Raw genomic sequence first — 17,404 nt, forward strand, 5'->3', positions numbered from 1 at the left:
CCCTACGGCGTGATGATGCCAGGCCAGGTGCGGGACGCAACCATGGGATCGACAGGCCATGACGTGTTGACCGGACGGGCGGCGCGATCCGCCGAGATATCCAACTCAAGTTGATGCTCGAAATCGGCCATTTCCTGCGCATAGGGCAGGTTCTTCATGGACAGCCAATTGTAGACCGTCCCGAGCGTCAGGAGATATTCGGGGAAGGCGAACGCGTCATCGTCTTTCGACACGCGCTCCTTGTTCACCCCACCAGAAATCGGGACAACCCACCCTTTGCTGACATACTGCACCGACAACGTTTCGCCGGAGGCAACGCCAAGGATTTCCAGATTGCCGCCAAACTGCCGCCAGTAGCCGGGGAAACCCGCACCGGGTACGGTCAGGAGCCGATGCCATGCATCCGGCGCGCACGGGCCGGACAGCGGCGAAAAACTGGACCCGGAGCGCCAGACAGACGCATTGGAAAAGGACGTGCGCCAGTCGTCAGGCAAGGCCTCCTGCTGGGGCGTGCCGCCCGTCGCGATAAAGGCGAAGGACTTGCCAAGCGTGTTCCAGTTATGGCGAGCGACAAGCGCCCTCCCTGTCATGTTCAACGCAGCGCGCAGGCTTACAACATCCGGGTCATCCGTCCCCTCGATGGTCGATGGGATATTGGTGATCGGCAGTTGTTCAACCGCGTCCTGAATGACAAGGAGAGCGCTCATGTTGCTTCCTTACGCCGCTTCGGCTTCTTCCTTGCGGGGCCGGCCGGGCCCGCGCTTGGGCGTGTCCGACTTTTCCTCAAGTCGCTGAGACAGTTCCTCGATAGTCCTGCTCATACGTGCCATATCGTCTTTCATGCGCTCGTTCTCGGCCGCGAAACGCTGCGCCTCGGCAGTATTCGCAGCCTTTGCCAGATAGGCCTTGGCCTTCTCGACCAGTTCACGCGTACCGGGACCGATCTTTGAAATCGCGATGTCATTCAGCTCGGCAAGCTGATCGACGGTATAGACGTTGAAATGGTTCAAAAGCTTGATCTGCGCCGGCAGAATGGCCGGCCACTGCATCAGCGGCGTGCCGGAAAAGGTCTGCTCGACGCCCTTCTTGAACACCGCGTATTCTTCGGGGAATTTCTGCCGTTCGGCTTCGGTCACGCGCTTGGTGACGACGGTTTTGTTGTCGCCGATGGGGATGATCTTGATGAACTCGAAATCCTTGAAGATCGGGCGACCTTCCTGTTCGGATTCGTGTTTCATATGAACGGCATCGATGTAAAATTCTGCGATCAGGCCTTTAGCCATGATGTTCTCTCCGTTTGATTGGAAATGAGAAAAGGGCGGCCCGGAAGCCGCCCCTATCGATTATCAGTTGCCGTCAAGCGGGCTGGTGGTCTTGCGAATCCAGCCATATTCGCCATTCGCAAACCCGGTATCGGCGGTGAAATCACCCGCACCGGCAGCGGCCGTAAAGCCCGGCGTGGTCAGGATGACAACCGTGGCGTCATTGATCGCGGCAGAAGCCTTGACATAGACCCAGGTCGTATTGCCAGAGCCGATAGCAGCGGTTCCAAGACCGAATTCAGGCGTGGCGGTGCGGCGGTCAAACCCCACACCGACCTTGCCGTCAGTTGCAAAAGCCATGTTTCGTTTCCTTCGAAAATGAGGAAGGGCCGCCCGGAGGCGACCCTATGGGGTTAGTCCTTGAGGACGCCTTGCAGCGACCGGTTGGAGGTGGTCATGTTGCCCGCAAAGAAGATCAGGCGGGTGATGGCGTCCTGATTGACGGGAACGCGCTCACCATCCTCGACCGACATGTTGCGATCACGCGACGGGCGATAGAACAGATAGTCGGTGTTGAGGAAGTACATCTTGTTGGTGGGGGCAGAGCCGCCGAAACCACCGTCAAGGACCACATCGGCAGTCATGTATTTCAGGCTGGAGAAGCCTGCCGACGCCTCACTGATCGACTGAATGCGCTGGATCGCCTGGAGGCTTTCCAGATAGTGGCGCCAGTAGTTGTTGTCCGCCACGATCAGGTCGGGCTTGTCCGAGTTGCGGACCAACTGCACCCACACCTGGTTCATGTAGGACTGGATATTGGCCGCACTGGCCGGCGCACCGCCATCCGTGGTGGCGTCAAAGGCGACGTTACGCCAGAACGTCCACGTGGAGGCGTCGATACCACCCACGATGTCAGAACCGGGCGCGTCGGAAACCAGAAGCTGCATGCCGCCGATCTGCTTGCCGCCATCGGCAGTACCGTCACTGTAGGTATCGGCACCGATGTTGTTCTTCATGGTCTTTTCGGCATTGCCGATGCGCGATTCCAGAAGATCGATGATGGCTTCCGGGCCGGCGTTCTGGATTTGCTCAAGACCGCTGATGGTCACGGCAACAGAGGCCTGCTTCCAGTCGTATTCAGCCGCCGAGAAAACGTCGGAAGGCGAGATGTTGAGGGCTTCATACCCACCATAACGCATGAACGTGCTGTTCTCGTCGTATTCAAGCTCCTGCACGATGGTGCGGCCACCGGAGACAGGCTTGACCTTCCCGCGCCGGTTAAGGCGGTCCAGGAGGGCAGTGGATTTGGTCACGTTGTCCGCCAGCCGCTTGGTGCGGCTGCGCAGCGTGGTGGTGACCAGTTCAGAAAGATTGGGCGATGCCATATCCTATTCCTTTTGGGTCATGTGCGCCCCTGCATCGCAGCGTAATTCTGCTCAAGGAGGGCGCGGAGGTTTTCAGAATCCGGCTCTGCCCCGGCCTGAGTGGCCGCAGGTCCGCCGGTTATGGATGCGCCTGCTTGCCGCGCCTGATCGGCGGCCTGCTTGGCTTTTGCAGCCTTCGCCTTGGCGTCCGCGTTCAGCCGCTCTTTGATGAGCGCATCGCGAACTTCCGGGTTCATATAGCAAGCCGTCTCGTAAATCTGATTGAGATCGACCGGCTGGCCCGAAGCGTTGGCCTGCTGGATGAGCCCGAGCATTTGAGGTGCTACGTTCTCAGCGAATTTGTTTTTGGGATCGGAGAAAAATGCCTCGACCTTTGAAGTGGCCTGTGCCTGCTTTTCCCCGTACACGGTTTGTTCAAGCGTGTTGACGCGGGCCAACTGCTGCTTGAGCGAATTGATTTCCTGCAAAAGCGGCTGCATGGCCGGGTCGGCCTGCTGCGCATCGGCAGTCTGTTCATTGGCCTTCTGACCGCCAATCTGCGACGGATCAACGCCGTAGTTCTGGCAAAGCCAAAGGATCGCATTTTGCGGATCGCGTTGTAGATATTCCTCGGCGCGGCGGTAAGATTCGAAGAACTCGGCCGGCTCCATGCCATGCTGCTTGGCCGTCTCGACAAAACGTTCGAGCGGCTTGTATTCTTTCAGCTTGGCAAAGCCCTGATCGATTTCGCGCTCGCGCTTGGCGATATCTAAGCGCACGCTTTCCGGCAGTTCGTCAAACGCGGCTTTCGAAGCCACAGACCATCCCGGAGGCGGCCCGGCATACTTGTCGCTGGCCGCGTTTTCGTCTGCGGTCTGCGCCGCTTCCTGCTCGCCACTATCCTGCACTTCCGCTGCCGGGTCAGAATCGCCTTCCTTGGCCTTGAAGCGGCCCTTTTCGTCGCGACCACGGGCGTCCTGTTCCGCCGTATCGGCCCCCAGACCAATGGCGTCTTCATCCACCGGCGCCGCAACATTTTCTTCGACGGGCGGGTTGCTGGACCGCTCAAATTCGGCCTTGATGGTATCGCGAAGGGACACTTCTTCTTCGATCGCGGACGCCGTGTCCACGTTCATGGCTTCGTCAGTCATGTTTTACCTGATCTGTTGATGTCAGAGGTGTAAAAAAAGCGCCGCAGGGAACCCTACGACGCTACGGTCTGCCAGAAATGTCGTCGCCTATCAGGCGTTCAAGGCCTTCCAATCCGTGGTTGCCGTGCCGGCGGCGCGATACCAGATGTCGTTGGTGATATCCAAGACCCACTGGCCGATGAATTTCGGCGTAATGCTGCTGTTAGGGTTCCCGGCATGAGTGATGTAACCCAGCCGCTCGGCAAGGGCGGCGGGAAGCCCGAGGCCCATGAGTTCAGTCGTTGTCATTGTCATTTCCTTTTACGATGAAAGTTGCTGCCATGCCTGCACGATGTCTTCCTTGACGCCCTTGGGTTCGGTGTCGCGCGCACCGGCCTTTTCCCAATGCCCCTTGTCGTCACCGACGATTTCGCACCCGGCCTGCTTCACCGCGCGCTCATATTGGCTACGGCTCTCGTAGTGGTTGCCATCGACAGGGTTCCACACCGCGTCCATTCCATCGGCGCGAATATAGGGCCGCGACAGATCGGAACGATGAGGCGAAGGCTTGGGAGCCTTGCGGAAGACGCGCCGGCCGTCGCCAAGCGTGTACCAGTGATATTCAGACATCACCCCACCCACGTTTGATTGGCGGATTGCTGTTTCAGCATCATCTCGGCGCGGGCGCGCTCCTGATCGGCCTGGAACTCAGCCCATGCCAACTTGTCGCGGCTTTGGAACTCGGCCCACTCACGCTGTTCCTTGCTCATGGTCTCCTGAGCGTCGATTTGAGTCTTGGCCTGATCGTTCTTGACCTGCGCCGCCAACTTCTGCTCCTGCAACTTGGCATCGGCCTTGATCTTCTCGACGCGCGGGTCAGGCGGCGGGGGTTGATTGCCGGCGCTATCGGCCTTCTTGGTCAGGTTCTCGACCGCCGTTTCAATCACATCCTCCATCGAACGGCCGGCGCGATAGGCGCGGGCCATGAACAGAAGCGATTCACCGATCACCGGAACCAGCTCGGGCACCTGCATCGCGGTCGGGATGGCCTGCCCCATCAGCCCGCCTAGAACCGTAACGAATTCCTGCCGGCTTTCCTTTTCGGACTGCTCATCGGCTGCAATGGTGCTGTCCGTTTCGATGCCAATGCGGTATGAACGCAACTGGTCGTCGCGCATCAGGTTGATGATTTCCTCCTGTGAGGGCTTTTTCAGCATGTCCTCGATTTCTTCCGGGATGGGAGGCATCGGGGGCGGCGGCTGGCCGGTCGCCTGCGCTTGTTGCGCCATCAGTCGGGCTATCTTCTCGAATTGCTGAATTTGCTTTTCAGCGGCCGCCTTTTCCTCGGCGGTGGGGTATTTGAGGCCGGATAGACGCCACAACGTATCGGGCTGGAACTTCTCCGACAGGATTTCCGCCGAGATGCGCGTCAGGTCGCGGCAGAACCGCGCCACTTCCTCCTGACGCGGGCGAATGCGCGTGCCGCCCCACTGCGCCTTTAGCTGCTGCGCGCCGCGCGTTTCTCTCGGGTCAGTCGAGCCCCGGATGATGTCCGAAATACCGGTAATCTGGTAAACGTCTTCAATGAGCTTCTGGCGCAATTCGATGCAGCCTTGAAGCACCACAAGGACATTCTCGACCGGTAGCCATTCGATCATCTGCTTGGCGCCGCCGCCAGAGACGAAAGAAGCCCAGCCCGGCACAGGGACCATCTGATTGCTGGTGCCCGGCTTCAACGCCATTTCAATGGCCGACGATATTTCGCCATCGGCGCCGGCAGGGTAAAACCCGACCAGCTTCAGCGCATCCTCAAGCGCGTCGATCTTGGCCGTAAGCTTGTTGATTTCCTGCGCCTGATCCTGGTAATAGACGTAATCCGGTACAGGCTTCAGCTTATCGGTCGGCAGCGTGGCGTAGAGCGGCTTCGGGCACGGAAAGAAGCCCTTGAGCATATAGAGCGGTGGGCGGCGATCCAAAACGTCTTCGCCGTAATTCTCCGCCAGCCATATCACCTCGTTATCGCGCTTGGACCACACCTCGAATACGCATGTCTTGTCATCCGGCTTGGCCTTGGCATATTCGCCCGGCTTGTTCGCCATGTACGCGGCGCGAACCTTATCCCAAACCTCCTTGCCGAAACGCTGTTCGCCCGCCTCCTTGTCCAGATAGACCTTGCGGCCAACCCACGGCAAATCCTCCCAGCGGCGGGCTTTTGGGTGAATGAAATCCGACCAGTGCACAAAGTCATAGGCTAGCGTTTCGTCGGCCAGAACCTCTACAAGTTCCGTGCCCTCGTCGCCCTCGTACTGCTCCGTCTTGAATGTAGGTACATAGCGCACCCACATAGTGCCCCGGCCGACAATCAGGTAGTTGTCACGGGCCGATTTGATCGGGCTATCGATGTCCGACAGGTCGTAGATCGACGTGATAGAGCGCTCAAGAACCTCAGCTACGGCACGCGCAATCGGATCGCGATCCGAAAACCGCCTCGATACGGCAGGCTGCGGCGGCTGGGCGTAAACGGCAGGCTGGAGCACCGACACGTTGGCCCAAAGCATCGCGTATTTGCGCTGTGTGTCGGTCTTTTCCTCACGGTCATCGAGATAAATGCGCTCGATGTTCTTGGCGCGCTTGGTCCAGTCGGCCATGGACTGCTCGGCCTGCTGGATATCGTCCAGCCATGCCCTTGCAGAGCGCTTCTTATCATTCTGAGGCGAAGCGTCGGTATATTCGTCCATCTATACCCGCTCCTGCTTCGGACCCCGCCGCGTGGTGGCGTGGAACTCGTTGTATGTCATTTCGGTCAAGGGCTTGGGCGGGGGCGCCATGGCCACCAAACCACGCGGACCCTCGACAACGACGCGCTTATCCGGTGGCGGGGCGCTGGACAAAGCCGTCATCATTTGGCAGCCGTACGAAAAGCTGTCGCCGGGGTGGCTGGCCCAATCGTGCGCCGGCTCTTTTGAGAACGTCTTGGTGTCGTCGTTCCATTCGTATTTCCATGCGCGAAGGCCATCCAACCCATCCTCGCACCGGCTTTCATGAAACTCGCACTGCTTGACCACGGTGCGCGCCGCGTTGATCCTGTCCGTCTTGCTGGTTTGCGGCACGATCCCGCACTTGCTTTCGCCAAACCCCTTGATGAACTGTTCTATCGGGCTGTGACGGCTAGCGAAGGTCTTTGTCCTTGCGTCGTGCGGGAGCCATATCTTGCCGAGAGGCCACCCGCGTTCTTCAAGACGCCTTTTCAGGCGCGGTATCCATTCCTCAGCGTCAAGGCCGCTATCCCCGTCATAATCGAGTAGCGCGAAACCACCCACGCGACGTTGCCAGAACCACCAGCACGCCGTGTCCCTGAAACCAAGGTCGCTACTGATCTCAATGGCCGGCCCATTCGGATCATAATCCACATGATCGCCTATACGGCCTTCCCTGTCGCCAACGGCAATGAGGCGCGCTAGAATTGCACCCTCAGTGACCGTAGCGAAAGCGCCCTCCCAGATATGATCATATTCGTCAGGCCGCTTGCGCTGGTCCTCCAGGCGCTCCATCTCAAGGACGGCAGGGAACCACGGATTATCCCGCCAATTGATCTCCACCACCTTCGCATCGTCAGGCGGGTTGAAACGAAATCGCTTATGTGTCGCGCTGTTCTTCTGCTCGGGGTTCCATGTAACCCAGATTTCAGAACCATGTTCGCGAACGGTCGGTACGGCCTTTTGCCACGCCGCCTCACTAACCGGCTCGGCCTCATCCACCCAAAGCACATGAATGCGGGCCTTCGACTTGATGCTGTCCAGGTTGTGGCGAAGGCCAATGAAGATGAACGATATCCGGCCATCTCTGGTTCGGATGAACTTCTCGCCTACCTCGTAGTGGGCCGCCAACCAAGGCTCGGACGCAATCGCCTCCTTAACCTCAGCCATCGAACTATCGTCCAGCGAGTTCATGTACTCGCGACCGCAGACAATGACGCCGCGCTTGCCCTCTTGGCTTAACTGATAGCCCCTGACAGCGGCCATCTTGGCGAAGGTGCGCGTCTTGCCGCTACCCCGCCCTCCATAAGCACATCGATAACGCGCCTGGCCTGCAAAAACAGGGATGAGCTTTGGAGGAAGCTCAATCCGTGCTGTCGTCATGCCCCGGCGCAACAAGTTCGACACGGGTGGGCGTCATGGTGCCGTCGCTCGACGTGTGGTCCAGCTCGCGCTTATCGCGCCATTCTTCCGGGCGGCGGTTCTTTAGCCAATTGAACGCCGCCCCGGAATCCGGTGGCACATGCTCGACAGTCGCGGCCCTTACCACCTGCCCCTGAAACTGGAAGACCTTTTCACTCTCAAAGGAATAGCCAACGGCCCTGTTAAACAACGAACGCTCTACGCGGTCGTCAGCCTTATCCTTGCCAGCCTTGACCGCATGACAAAAATCATCGTGGGTATTTTTCCACCGGTAGATAGTCCGCGTGTCCACCTCGAAAAAGTCCGCCAGCTCGTAGTCTGTAGCGCCACGCTCGCAAAGCTTCTTAGCTTGCTTTGCGTACTCTTTCCTGTAGGCCGTAGGCCTGCCGCGCTCACTCTGCGTTTCGGAATCGACCATAGTCAGGTATCTTCCTCAGCCGTGGCCTTCAACGCCGCAAGTGCTAGTTTCTCGCAGTCGTACGTTGTGTTGACGTCGTCATCAATGACCTCAACGACCTGCCCTCTCACATGGCGAACATCCACGTGCTTGTATTGTCTCTTCATGGCGTTTGCGATGGCCAACGCAACACGCTCGACCTCGCCTGCCATCAGATTCTTGCGAATGTTAAGGGCAACCTGCCCGCTTCCCAAAGAACCGGATAGACGCTTCTGCAACGCCGTCGCCTCTTCGCCCTCCATTTGCAGGGCCAGCTCACGCGCGGCCTTCTGCGCGGCGCGCCGGAAGTCGTGATAATCCATAATCGGCACCCTGGCTTCCGACCAAGGGCTTGCCACGATATACATCTGCACACCTGATGCAGACTGATAAACCTCTGCGTACAGGTCATCAGACGGAACGATTGCGAATTCCTCGCGCAGAATGTCCAACCGACTTTTAGCCATCTCATCCACCTCGACCGTTTGATTGGTCATGTCGTGTGTCGCCTATTGCCGCGTCACCACGCCCCCGGCCATTGATCATAACCACAGCTAGACCAGTTGGCCGCGCCGAACATATCGGCATAAGCCTGCAACTGCCCGGGTAGATCGGTGGCGGTGCTGTTCGTTGCCGCCTTGCACAAACGGAACAGATGCGCATTGGCGTCACCGCTAGAGTCCGCCGTGAAGAAACGGCTTGCGGCCATCATGTCGCCGTTCCAGTCTAGCGATGTTCCGGCCGTCTCACGAAAGCGCTTTTGAAGGCCGCCCTGCTGAGACATTACGCCAGCTCATCCACCGGCAACCAGTGGTCATCCACGCGTGCAAATGCCTTGCCATCCGCATGGACAACAGTGGCGTCCACCGTACCAGAAATGCCAGATGAATGAGAAACAGTCATGCCGATCATGGTTGGTACCTCTCCTTGGTAAGACGACCCCACGCCCGCCGGCCTAGCGGATCGCCATGTGCTCATAGCTGGTTTGCGTTGCAGGGACCGGGGCCCCGGCGCGTCGATTCGGCTCTGGGAGCGACGTGGGGGGCCTACGCCGGCTGCAAGTGTTGCGATAGAAATGATGCTCGCGGGGGCTACGCCGCCGGACCCCATGGCGAGCATTCTACGCGGCGACTCCCCTGATTAGTTTGCCGCCAGCGTTTCGCTTTATCAGTGCGGAGCTCTGCGGCTCAGGACGGGTGCGCCAATCCAGAAGTCACGCACCATAGTTGCCGGGCTGCTGGCTTACCGGCGGAAACAGAACCGTTACCGGTCTGTGGCGTCCTGATTAAGTGCCCGGACACCTCGCTAACAGCTACGAGGCTTCTGTGGTGTTCGGGGGCCGGGCGTTCGTGAATACGTTTGCCAGTTACCAGCTTCTGGCGTCACTCTTGCGCGGTGACGGTGCGCATCGGCGCGGTGCAGGCAATCGAGGATGGAGCCTCTAACCGTGAACGCGCCTGCACGAGCGCTGGACCACGGTGCGCTTGATATCAGAACGGGGCGATTTCCTTCGCCATCGATCTATCCTCCTTCGTGAAACAGCACAGGCATTCGCGCCTGTGAACCCGCAGCACGCTACGGGTGGGTGATGTGGTTTGGTTCCCGCCCATGGATTCGAACCACGGCCTTCAGAGCCAAAATCTGATGTCCTACCGCTAGACGAGGCGGGATTGGCACCGGAGCCCGGAATCGAACCGAGATTTTCAGTTTTGGAGACTGACGTCTTAGCCATTAGACCACACCGATGTATGGTCTATTGCCAGCGATGATTGGTCTGGGCGGCTGGACTCAAACCAGCGGCTTCCGCATTCCAAGTGCGGCACGCTACCAACTGATACTCCCTGCGACTTGACGGTTCTCCAATCCGAACGCTGGAAACCGATCGAAGGCGCTCCGCCGCGAGCATGCGAGCCCCATTCAGGCCCGCACAACCATGATCGCCTTCTTCGTTCGCGATCTTTGGCATGCCGGAAGTCCTTTGAGACTGACGCCGGGGGCTTGCGTTGCAGAGGCTGGCCCGACGTATACGAACAATAGGTGGCGGGCTTCTGTTGCCAAGTGCCCGCCGAACTCCGTTAGGCCGCGAGAGCCTCAACATACGGAACGTTATCGTTGTCCGCTCAAATTTCGATCCGATAACGGCGGTATCATACCGAGGTGCGTCACTCGCTTCCAACGGGCGTCGATCCTAATTCATCCCCATTGGTGGAGATGGCGGGTACTGCCCCCGCGTCCGACCGCATTCCACAAGTACCGGGTTACACCCATAAGGGGCACGGCAATTTGCCTTAGCCTCCACCACTCACCTTACGGCGAGACATTAGCCCCAGATTGGGGCGATTTGTAAGAGGTACCGACCTCCGCCCGACGCATCACGCGTCAGTCTGACACTGCATGTCATAAATTCGCGTTTCAGTCAACCCTTAAAATGACGGTTGAGGTCTGAAAGCACCGTCCTTAGATCGCCAACGAGGTCTTCGCATTGCTTGTCTCGGAGCACGATCTGTTCCAACGCTTCCGGCACACGTGATCCTTTGTTGTTCCGCCAGCACTCCATAACGATGTCCATCGCCTTCTTCCGTCGAGCACATGCCGTCATGGCCCAACGTTCCGCTGCTTCCTCGTCGCCCGTTCCGAGCCCTCTATGCTCGTAGTAGGCGCCGGGAGACAGGACCGCCTTGGCGTAGTCGTTGGCGACTTCCTGGAACGTCAGGGCGGCGTAGTAGTTGGCCGTACTCAGGCTCATTGCCGGCTGGGGAACGTCGAATTTTCGGCCCGTCCGTTCGGCGTGATTGGCCTTCTTTTTCCATGCCAAATATGCGAGGTGCAACCGGCCTATGAATGTGCTGGCTTGTGGATCGGCGGCATCTGCTACCGAAAGCCGATGCATCCGGGCTCTGGCTTCCACGGCGAGCTTATAGCCGTTCTGGTCGGATCGGATAGCGCGTCCATTGGGCTCGCGAAGCACGCCGTCTTTGCGTGGCCTGCCCCGCTTGGCCTTGATCTTCGCGCTTTGTGTTCTGGCCTTCAATGCCCCGTTCCTTCGTCCGCCTCAAGGATCGTCAGCATCGCGGCTCGGAGGCGACGCCGATGTTTTTCCTCCTTGGTCACTCGCACATTGTACCCGGACACGGCCGCCATACTCGCATCGAGCATTTCCCTTGTCGGCGAGATTGGAGCGATGACAAGCTGTCGCAAAGCCAAGAACCTGCATAGCCCATCGTAAGTGACAATGCCGTTGGCCAGAAGCGAGTCAACCGCGCCACGCGAGTCATTTCCTTGCCCGTGCTGCCGCCCCCCGGACCAGCAAGCGGCCACGATCTCCCGAATGTGGTCCGGGTTGTTGATGCCACGTTGCATCATGACCGTGACAATCGGCAAGCCGAACTCGTGAACACATGCGCGAAGGCCGGACGGCATACGATCTACCGTGTGCAGCGCGTCAATCCGTTTTTGAGAAAGGGTCATCGATGAACACCCGCCCCTATCGCCCCGTCCCGCCTTCTATTTCAGCATTTCAATTGCTGACCGGACAACTGCGACGATGATGGCCGATATCGCCATCAACACTATCAGCACAACTAGAATCGCCCATTGGCCCAAAATCGGGTCTAGTGCCAATGAAAGCCAAAACAGCCCGGCGCCCATCAACGCGCCGAGAGTCATCATTAGGCTGAGACAAACGACCACGAGAGCCGCCACTTGTAAATTGAATGCGAGATGCCTAAGAAACACTCCTAAGCTTTCCATATCCGCACCTTCCCCGCCACCATTGTCTCGATTGTGGTCATCCGATACGAGCAACTGACGCATTCTTTACGACGCCGAACGCCCGCTCTCGTGGGTCTTGAATCGATAGTCTTGAACGGTCTTTTACCACATGCCGGGCAATGAAGGCCCTTTGTCTTCCCCTTCAACGGGTTATCCCCATTTTCCTTAGTACATAGATGATTGTCGTGTGGTCTTTGCCGAACATCCACCCGATCTGTGTTGTCGATAAGTGTGTCTTGGCCAGCGCCACGGCCGCTATCGCCTCGTGCCTCGCGCGAACCGCCGCCTTCGATCTACTCGCACCCATGATATCGGCATAGCCCATGCCATGATATTCGGCGATGGTGGTGATGAGTTCCTTTTCCGATGTCTGGAAACGTTCCCGGCGTATGACCTCAAGGCGATCCCCCGCATCTTCTTTCATGCGCTCAAGGTTGGCAGCCGCTTCGAGGCTTGCCATCCGTTCCCGGAATATCCTCGCCTTTTCTGCCCGTTCTTCGGCGCGCTCCCGTTGCTCTTGCTCTCGCTTCGCCTTGGCTTCTTCCGCCCGCTTGATGGCAACCTTCCGGTAAAAATCGGGATTATAGCCCCGCTCTATCGCACGCTCGACAATATCCATTATTCACTCGCCTGTTTTCGTTCCCATTGCCTTGAGAAGTGATTTTCCGGTAGCGCGGCCCTTCGGATCGGCACGACGTTTTCACGCGCCTCCCGCTCGGCTTTCTTCGCCTGATATTCGCGCTCGCGTTCGGCCCAATCGATGTAGGCTTCCTTGTTAAGCCATGACGCGACCAGCGGGACAAACTTGCGGTCATCGTCTTTCATGAAGCGAAAGAAACCCCTTGCGCCGTCTATGATGTCTTGTGGATCGGCGCCCATGTCCATATGCTTGTTGAAGGCCTTCCGGGCGTCTCCACGACCGTCTGTATGGCGCATGTTGGGTCGCCATATTTCCTCCCAGAACTCTTTGAACAGTTCGTGTTCTTGAGCCTTGGTTTTTACCATTATCAGCCCTCGCCTTCCCGCTCCATATCCCGCTTGGCCCGTCGCCATGCGCTGATGAGCGCTTCCAGATTTTCACGTTCATATTCGCTTTCATGTGCCGGCCGCTTTGGGCCGTGGTCTTTGAGCCATATGCGTTTTGACCGGCCCATGCGTTCCAGGCGCTCGGCTTCGATGTCTGGTGGGAGAGTGGTCATGCAACCGCCCCCTTACGTGTTACATTTCCTAGGTCTTCCGCGAACAAGCCCAAGGATTTGTCACACGGCACTGCGCTGCCGATCTGATCCAGCACATATCGGCCCCACTGATCTGCCATCGCGGCAGCAATGCCGGCGAAGAAGCGTGATCGTTCTTTCTGCCGGTTGGGGCCGGGAGGCATACGCCAGACACGATGGGTCAACTCGGCCGGCTTTTCATGGTGTGAAGGGACAAGGGCCGGCAGGTTCTTCAACCACAGACAGGTGCGCTTGGCTTCAGGGTCACCGAACTGCCAAGGCTGCACCGATTGTGTATGCTCCCGAAAGCTCTTTATCCGCTTTTTTGCGTGTTTATGCATAACCGGGTTCTCAACCGCGATCCGTTCGATAGGCGCGTTCCAGAGGTCAGAGAACAGCGCTGCGCCTTCCTCCAGTTCCGCCCACATTTCTTCATGTGTTCTGCCCGGCGGCGGGGTGTGAAGCCAACGAACACCGCTGTTACACAGGCGCGTGCACGGCGGGTGAGCGACGATCAGCATATCCCACCCGTCGTGAAGCACCGACCGCACATCAGCACGGATATGGCGGTTGCTGCCGTCCTCCGCTGGGAGAAGGTCACACGACCACGCGTCATGACCGCGCGCCAGAAAGGCATTACGGACAGTACCGGAAAACTCGCACGCTATCAGCACCTTGAGCCCGCTCATATCTCCACGACCCTCAGCCCCGGATACATCGCCTCGACAATCGCCTTCTTGAGCTTGTACGTGTCGGTGCGAAATCCCTTAGCGTCCTCGACAACCCGCTTTTCGCCATCCCAATATGCGAAATCGGCTACGTATTTGGCTTGCCGTCCGTTCGGAAAACCGCGCGATCTGATCAGCACCGGACGGCCGTCTATCGCCAGCTTGAATGCGGGCTGCAATTCCAGATGCGTTATCTCGCCGGCCTTTTGAAGCAGGCGAAGCTCGCAATAGCGGTTGGCCTCCTTCTTGCTCGCGAAGGTGATGCCGTCGATTGTGGTTTTGGTGGCACCGTATTTGTTGCGTCTTGCCCTCAAGCCGCCTCTCCATCGAATAGACCATCTCGTAAGCCGGTCTGGTTGCCCCACGCCGCCCAGCCGGGCCTTGAAAGACGCGAGAACAGTTCAAGGTATGGACCGCCTGTCAGGGCTTCTATCCGCTCGTATTGCTCATCAGGCTTTGCCGAGTGCCGACCCCGCCCGCAAAAGATAGCTTGCTCAACGCCCTTGCTGGTCCGAGGAGGCTTTCCCCTCGTGAATAACCAGCACTGTTCCGTCTGTTTGCGTGTCCAGTAGCCCATACCGACCTTTGGCACGATGCCCTCGTTGCGTCCCTTGAACCAGACAAAAGCGCACGTCTTAAACTCGAATCCCCACGCCTTTCCGAGCGCCAATGCCTCATCGAAATGGCTATCCACAACCCACATGAACAGCGCGCAATCCTTCGCCGCGACCGATGCCACCGGGATCGTCGCCATATCCTCGAATGAGGCAACAACGTAGTGGTCCTCAGCGCCCCGATGCGGAGTCGTGCCGGACTTCTTGTTATACGTCTTGAATGACCATGGCGGATCAGCAAGGATTGAGCAGAACCCACCATCGATCTGTGGCAGTGGCATCACCAATCCGACTCTCCATCCACAAACACGGCGCTTTCAGAAGCCGGAAAGTTCGGCGCATAGGTCCAGACCAGCCAGCTCAGAACGCCGAACAGGCCCGCGATAACGGCGAACGAGCACAGGCATACGATCCAGTCCGCATACGGACCGCTTTCGCCTGTGTAGTCGTCTTCATTGTTCATGATGGCGTCCCCTTAGATACGCATTGGCATCAGAACGATGCGCAGCGGGTCATCGTCGGCCGTTATTACGCTTGGAGACGAGCCTATCCCGCCATCATCCGGCGATGCGGCAAACGTCACAGCGTCGCCTCGAAGTGCCGACAGGACTTCGATCAGGTATCGGCCGTTAAAGCCGACCCTGAAGTTTCCGAGTTGGGGGGTTACGCATGGAATGGCCTCGCGGCCACAACTGTCACCGACACCGCGCACCATTGTCAGGCGATCATCCGATCCGCTGAGGACAACAGGATTGCCCCCAAACTGATCTAGAGACGAAAGGCGCCGCAGCGCAGCGATAGCGTCTAGCCGGCCAAGGCGCGCGTATGGAACGGGCAACTTCGGGATGACCCGCGCAACATCGGGATAGGTCCCCTTGATGCAATGCGTCGTGAAAACTAGCCCGTCATATTCGAACCGCGCCCTTCTTTCATCGGGTGAATAGACGGACGCTTTTGGTTCATGCTTGCGCTTTGCCAGAAAAGCCACCGCTTCGTAGGGTAGGATTGCGCCCTCCGCGCCGTTTGGCATAAACGGGATGGACAGATACGCCAATCGGTGGCCGTCCGTCGCCACCACCAATGGCTCGCCATCGAGATTAATCGTCGCTACGCCATTGAGATAGTAGCGCATCTCTTCCGTCGATGCCGCGAACATCACCCGCTTGAGCGCGGCGGCGAAGCCGGCGTTATCCATTGCGGAACGGTCGCCCTCGACCTTCTCCATGTCGCTTGGAAAATCAGACGCGGCATAGGATGGAAGCTGGTATTCGCTACCGTTGAATTTGATCACGGCAAGCGAAGAGTCATCGGTGATCTCTACAACCTCGTCGCGTGGGATATGGCGGGCAAGTCCGGCCAGCGAATGGCAGTCAATTGCCGCCGCGCCGCGCGTCTTGCCTACCGTTGGCAACGCGATGTCCGCGCGCATACCCACTCCGCCCAGAACAGACAGCGTGCCATTTTCCAGCTTCACGGCACCCAAAATTGGGATATTCCCTCTGCGCTGTACCAGCCCGCCAACAATGCCGAGCGCGTCCGCGAGGCTACCTGCATTCGTCTTCATCTGCATGATGGCGTCCTTTCGCCCGTGCGGTTTGTCTATTCCAGTTCCTGCTTGAGGCGGCTTTTGATGATGGCCTTGAGGTCGGTCATCATTTCTATCGCCTCCGGTGATGTGACGACCGTCTCACCAATCTCGGATGCAGCGATCATGTAGATGGTGCGACTGCTGGGCGTGATTGTGTGGACAGCGGCGAAAAGCGCCGTAACCAACGCCCACACGCCCACCAGTCGTGACGCGGCCCGCACGCTAATTTCGTCAAGGCTGATCGCTACTGCGATAAACATCATCCCGGCAATGCCGACCATCACCAAGATTATTGACATAGCGCCCGCCCAAGCGCTGACCTTATCCGCTACTTCCGCCAGATAGATCAGCCATGAAAGATTGTTCATCTATCCGTCCTTTCCAACTCCGGGGCTATCCACGCCGCCCAAGCCGCGCGCGAACGCCCTATGCGTAGCCATCTGCGGGCCATGAAACGCCTCATCCGCCATGGCAAGAGAAGTCTCCAGGAACGCCAGCCGGTCTTGTAGTTCCTTGTATTCACGCCGTGCCCCTTCAATCTCTGCCGCACGCAAAGCGTCGGCTTCTTCCGCATCAATGCGCGCCGCCGTACCTTCCCAGATCGACCGCGCACGCCTCGGGGTAAAGTCCTTGGACACGCGCCGGCTGATGAAACGGTGGGCCTCATACAGCGCGGCCTTTGCGCTTCCATAGCGGCGCGTCGGGAACGCATCCCGCATCATGCCCTGATAGAAGGCCGTGTCACTCATACCCGTTTTCCTGTCACGCTTTCCCAACACCCTGTCATCATCCTTCGCTACGTTTCCGTTCGTAGCGAACTGACCATGATAGGAACTCAAATGAGCCATGCACCGATCCGCCAAGACCTGTTTGCAGGGCTCGTCAATGAACCTGTTTCAGCCGGTCTTTCGCCAGCCGAAAAGGAGACCGATCACACACAAAAGCAGCGTGGACCCGATCCCGCATTACCCATCCGCGACCCCGTTCCAGCGAATGACAATCGACCCTCTTTCGCTGGTGAGGTTGCCGGCTTTACGAGCCTTGGCCTCGAAGTGGCGCGCTTGCTTACTGGAATAGGCAGCGCCGGCCATAAAGGAGGCGAGGATGGCGATTGAA

General features: G+C 58.4%; 28 protein-coding genes, 3 tRNA genes and 1 other RNA gene. 1 reads left to right on the top strand and 31 read right to left on the bottom strand.

From position 1 onward, the window contains the following. Nucleotides 1-2: 2 nt before the first annotated feature. From GN330_RS22635 to GN330_RS22775, 31 genes are all read right to left on the bottom strand, one after another. Nucleotides 3-707 carry a hypothetical protein gene (locus tag GN330_RS22635; protein WP_156715882.1) on the bottom strand — a complete coding sequence of 235 codons (705 nt, stop codon included), beginning with the start codon at nt 705-707 and terminating at the stop codon, nt 3-5. A 9-nt stretch (nt 708-716) separates the two neighbouring features. Then, the gene (locus GN330_RS22640; RefSeq protein ID WP_156715884.1) at nt 717-1,283 is read right to left on the bottom strand and encodes a hypothetical protein; all 567 of its coding nucleotides are present in this window, start codon (nt 1,281-1,283) and stop codon (nt 717-719) included. A gap of 63 nt (nt 1,284-1,346) precedes the next feature. Next, nucleotides 1,347-1,622 carry a hypothetical protein gene (locus GN330_RS22645; protein WP_156715886.1) on the bottom strand — a complete coding sequence of 92 codons (276 nt, stop codon included), beginning with the start codon at nt 1,620-1,622 and terminating at the stop codon, nt 1,347-1,349. Between the two features lie 53 nt (nt 1,623-1,675). Then, nucleotides 1,676-2,647, bottom strand: a complete 972-nt coding sequence (locus GN330_RS22650; RefSeq protein WP_156715888.1) for a phage major capsid protein — start codon at nt 2,645-2,647, stop codon at nt 1,676-1,678. Nucleotides 2,648-2,664: 17 nt separating this feature from the next. Further along, entirely contained in the window at nt 2,665-3,777 is a 1,113-nt protein-coding gene (locus tag GN330_RS22655; protein ID WP_156715890.1) for a hypothetical protein, read from the bottom strand. Between the two features lie 90 nt (nt 3,778-3,867). Further along, the gene (locus GN330_RS22660; RefSeq protein ID WP_156715892.1) at nt 3,868-4,065 is read right to left on the bottom strand and encodes a hypothetical protein; all 198 of its coding nucleotides are present in this window, start codon (nt 4,063-4,065) and stop codon (nt 3,868-3,870) included. Nucleotides 4,066-4,077: 12 nt separating this feature from the next. After that, on the bottom strand, nt 4,078-4,386 hold the full coding sequence (locus GN330_RS22665; protein ID WP_156715894.1) for a hypothetical protein: 309 nt from the start codon (nt 4,384-4,386) through the stop codon (nt 4,078-4,080). Then, a complete protein-coding gene (locus GN330_RS22670; RefSeq protein ID WP_156715896.1) occupies nt 4,386-6,494 on the bottom strand; it encodes a hypothetical protein in 2,109 nt (702 codons plus the stop codon). The genes GN330_RS22665 and GN330_RS22670 overlap by 1 nt, the downstream gene beginning before the upstream one ends. After that, complete coding sequence (locus GN330_RS22675) at nt 6,495-7,895, bottom strand: PBSX family phage terminase large subunit (protein ID WP_156715898.1); 1,401 nt, start codon at nt 7,893-7,895, stop codon at nt 6,495-6,497. It abuts the gene before it with no gap. Continuing rightward, nucleotides 7,876-8,352 (bottom strand): helix-turn-helix domain-containing protein, encoded by a 477-nt coding sequence (locus GN330_RS22680; protein ID WP_156715901.1) that lies wholly within the window; start codon nt 8,350-8,352, stop codon nt 7,876-7,878. Before GN330_RS22680 ends, GN330_RS22675 begins: the two co-directional genes overlap by 20 nt. Nucleotides 8,353-8,354: 2 nt before the next feature. Further along, complete coding sequence (locus GN330_RS22685; RefSeq protein ID WP_156715903.1) at nt 8,355-8,867, bottom strand: hypothetical protein; 513 nt, start codon at nt 8,865-8,867, stop codon at nt 8,355-8,357. 23 nt (nt 8,868-8,890) lie between these two features. Next, nucleotides 8,891-9,154: a hypothetical protein gene (locus GN330_RS22690; protein ID WP_156715905.1), complete on the bottom strand. Its 264-nt coding sequence runs from the start codon at nt 9,152-9,154 to the stop codon at nt 8,891-8,893. Continuing rightward, the gene (locus GN330_RS24050; protein ID WP_281349472.1) at nt 9,154-9,282 is read right to left on the bottom strand and encodes a hypothetical protein; all 129 of its coding nucleotides are present in this window, start codon (nt 9,280-9,282) and stop codon (nt 9,154-9,156) included. The genes GN330_RS22690 and GN330_RS24050 overlap by 1 nt, the downstream gene beginning before the upstream one ends. 684 nt (nt 9,283-9,966) lie before the next feature. Further along, nucleotides 9,967-10,040, bottom strand: a tRNA-Gln gene (locus GN330_RS22695). A gap of 1 nt (nt 10,041) precedes the next feature. After that, nucleotides 10,042-10,116 (bottom strand) — tRNA-Trp (locus GN330_RS22700). Between the two features lie 24 nt (nt 10,117-10,140). Further along, nucleotides 10,141-10,214, bottom strand: a tRNA-Pro gene (locus GN330_RS22705). Nucleotides 10,215-10,406: 192 nt separating this feature from the next. Then, nucleotides 10,407-10,721: a transfer-messenger RNA gene (gene ssrA, locus GN330_RS22710) on the bottom strand. A 65-nt stretch (nt 10,722-10,786) separates the two neighbouring features. Continuing rightward, complete coding sequence (locus tag GN330_RS22715) at nt 10,787-11,401, bottom strand: hypothetical protein (RefSeq protein ID WP_156715908.1); 615 nt, start codon at nt 11,399-11,401, stop codon at nt 10,787-10,789. Beyond that, on the bottom strand, nt 11,398-11,838 hold the full coding sequence (locus GN330_RS22720) for a hypothetical protein (RefSeq protein WP_156715910.1): 441 nt from the start codon (nt 11,836-11,838) through the stop codon (nt 11,398-11,400). The genes GN330_RS22715 and GN330_RS22720 overlap by 4 nt, the downstream gene beginning before the upstream one ends. Nucleotides 11,839-11,874: 36 nt before the next feature. After that, complete coding sequence (locus GN330_RS22725; RefSeq protein WP_156715912.1) at nt 11,875-12,183, bottom strand: hypothetical protein; 309 nt, start codon at nt 12,181-12,183, stop codon at nt 11,875-11,877. Next, on the bottom strand, nt 12,108-12,350 hold the full coding sequence (locus tag GN330_RS24250; protein WP_425487196.1) for an NrdR family transcriptional regulator: 243 nt from the start codon (nt 12,348-12,350) through the stop codon (nt 12,108-12,110). Before GN330_RS24250 ends, GN330_RS22725 begins: the two co-directional genes overlap by 76 nt. Next, nucleotides 12,284-12,760, bottom strand: coding sequence for a helix-turn-helix domain-containing protein (locus GN330_RS22730; RefSeq protein ID WP_156715914.1), 477 nt, complete (start codon nt 12,758-12,760; stop codon nt 12,284-12,286). Before GN330_RS22730 ends, GN330_RS24250 begins: the two co-directional genes overlap by 67 nt. After that, the gene (locus tag GN330_RS22735; protein ID WP_156715916.1) at nt 12,760-13,146 is read right to left on the bottom strand and encodes a hypothetical protein; all 387 of its coding nucleotides are present in this window, start codon (nt 13,144-13,146) and stop codon (nt 12,760-12,762) included. The genes GN330_RS22730 and GN330_RS22735 overlap by 1 nt, the downstream gene beginning before the upstream one ends. Nucleotides 13,147-13,148: 2 nt before the next feature. Further along, entirely contained in the window at nt 13,149-13,340 is a 192-nt protein-coding gene (locus GN330_RS22740) for a hypothetical protein (RefSeq protein WP_156715918.1), read from the bottom strand. Beyond that, nucleotides 13,337-14,047, bottom strand: coding sequence for a hypothetical protein (locus tag GN330_RS22745; protein ID WP_246188838.1), 711 nt, complete (start codon nt 14,045-14,047; stop codon nt 13,337-13,339). The genes GN330_RS22740 and GN330_RS22745 overlap by 4 nt, the downstream gene beginning before the upstream one ends. Further along, on the bottom strand, nt 14,044-14,400 hold the full coding sequence (locus tag GN330_RS22750) for a DUF1064 domain-containing protein (protein WP_156715920.1): 357 nt from the start codon (nt 14,398-14,400) through the stop codon (nt 14,044-14,046). Before GN330_RS22750 ends, GN330_RS22745 begins: the two co-directional genes overlap by 4 nt. Then, nucleotides 14,397-14,981: an MT-A70 family methyltransferase gene (locus GN330_RS22755; protein ID WP_156716010.1), complete on the bottom strand. Its 585-nt coding sequence runs from the start codon at nt 14,979-14,981 to the stop codon at nt 14,397-14,399. The genes GN330_RS22750 and GN330_RS22755 overlap by 4 nt, the downstream gene beginning before the upstream one ends. Beyond that, nucleotides 14,981-15,163 carry a hypothetical protein gene (locus GN330_RS22760; protein ID WP_156715923.1) on the bottom strand — a complete coding sequence of 61 codons (183 nt, stop codon included), beginning with the start codon at nt 15,161-15,163 and terminating at the stop codon, nt 14,981-14,983. The genes GN330_RS22755 and GN330_RS22760 overlap by 1 nt, the downstream gene beginning before the upstream one ends. A 12-nt stretch (nt 15,164-15,175) precedes the next feature. Next, nucleotides 15,176-16,270, bottom strand: coding sequence for a DNA polymerase III subunit beta (locus GN330_RS22765; protein WP_156715926.1), 1,095 nt, complete (start codon nt 16,268-16,270; stop codon nt 15,176-15,178). A gap of 29 nt (nt 16,271-16,299) precedes the next feature. Further along, nucleotides 16,300-16,656 carry a hypothetical protein gene (locus tag GN330_RS22770; RefSeq protein WP_156715928.1) on the bottom strand — a complete coding sequence of 119 codons (357 nt, stop codon included), beginning with the start codon at nt 16,654-16,656 and terminating at the stop codon, nt 16,300-16,302. Then, nucleotides 16,657-17,037, bottom strand: coding sequence for a hypothetical protein (locus GN330_RS22775; protein WP_246188839.1), 381 nt, complete (start codon nt 17,035-17,037; stop codon nt 16,657-16,659). A gap of 90 nt (nt 17,038-17,127) precedes the next feature. Here GN330_RS22775 and GN330_RS22780 point away from each other — a divergent pair, with 90 nt between their 5' ends. Continuing rightward, complete coding sequence (locus tag GN330_RS22780; RefSeq protein ID WP_156715930.1) at nt 17,128-17,403, top strand: hypothetical protein; 276 nt, start codon at nt 17,128-17,130, stop codon at nt 17,401-17,403. Nucleotide 17,404: the final 1 nt, after the last annotated feature.

Origin of the sequence: Nitratireductor arenosus (assembly GCF_009742725.1) — a bacterium.
Lineage (GTDB): Bacteria > Pseudomonadota > Alphaproteobacteria > Rhizobiales > Rhizobiaceae > Mangrovimarina > Mangrovimarina arenosa.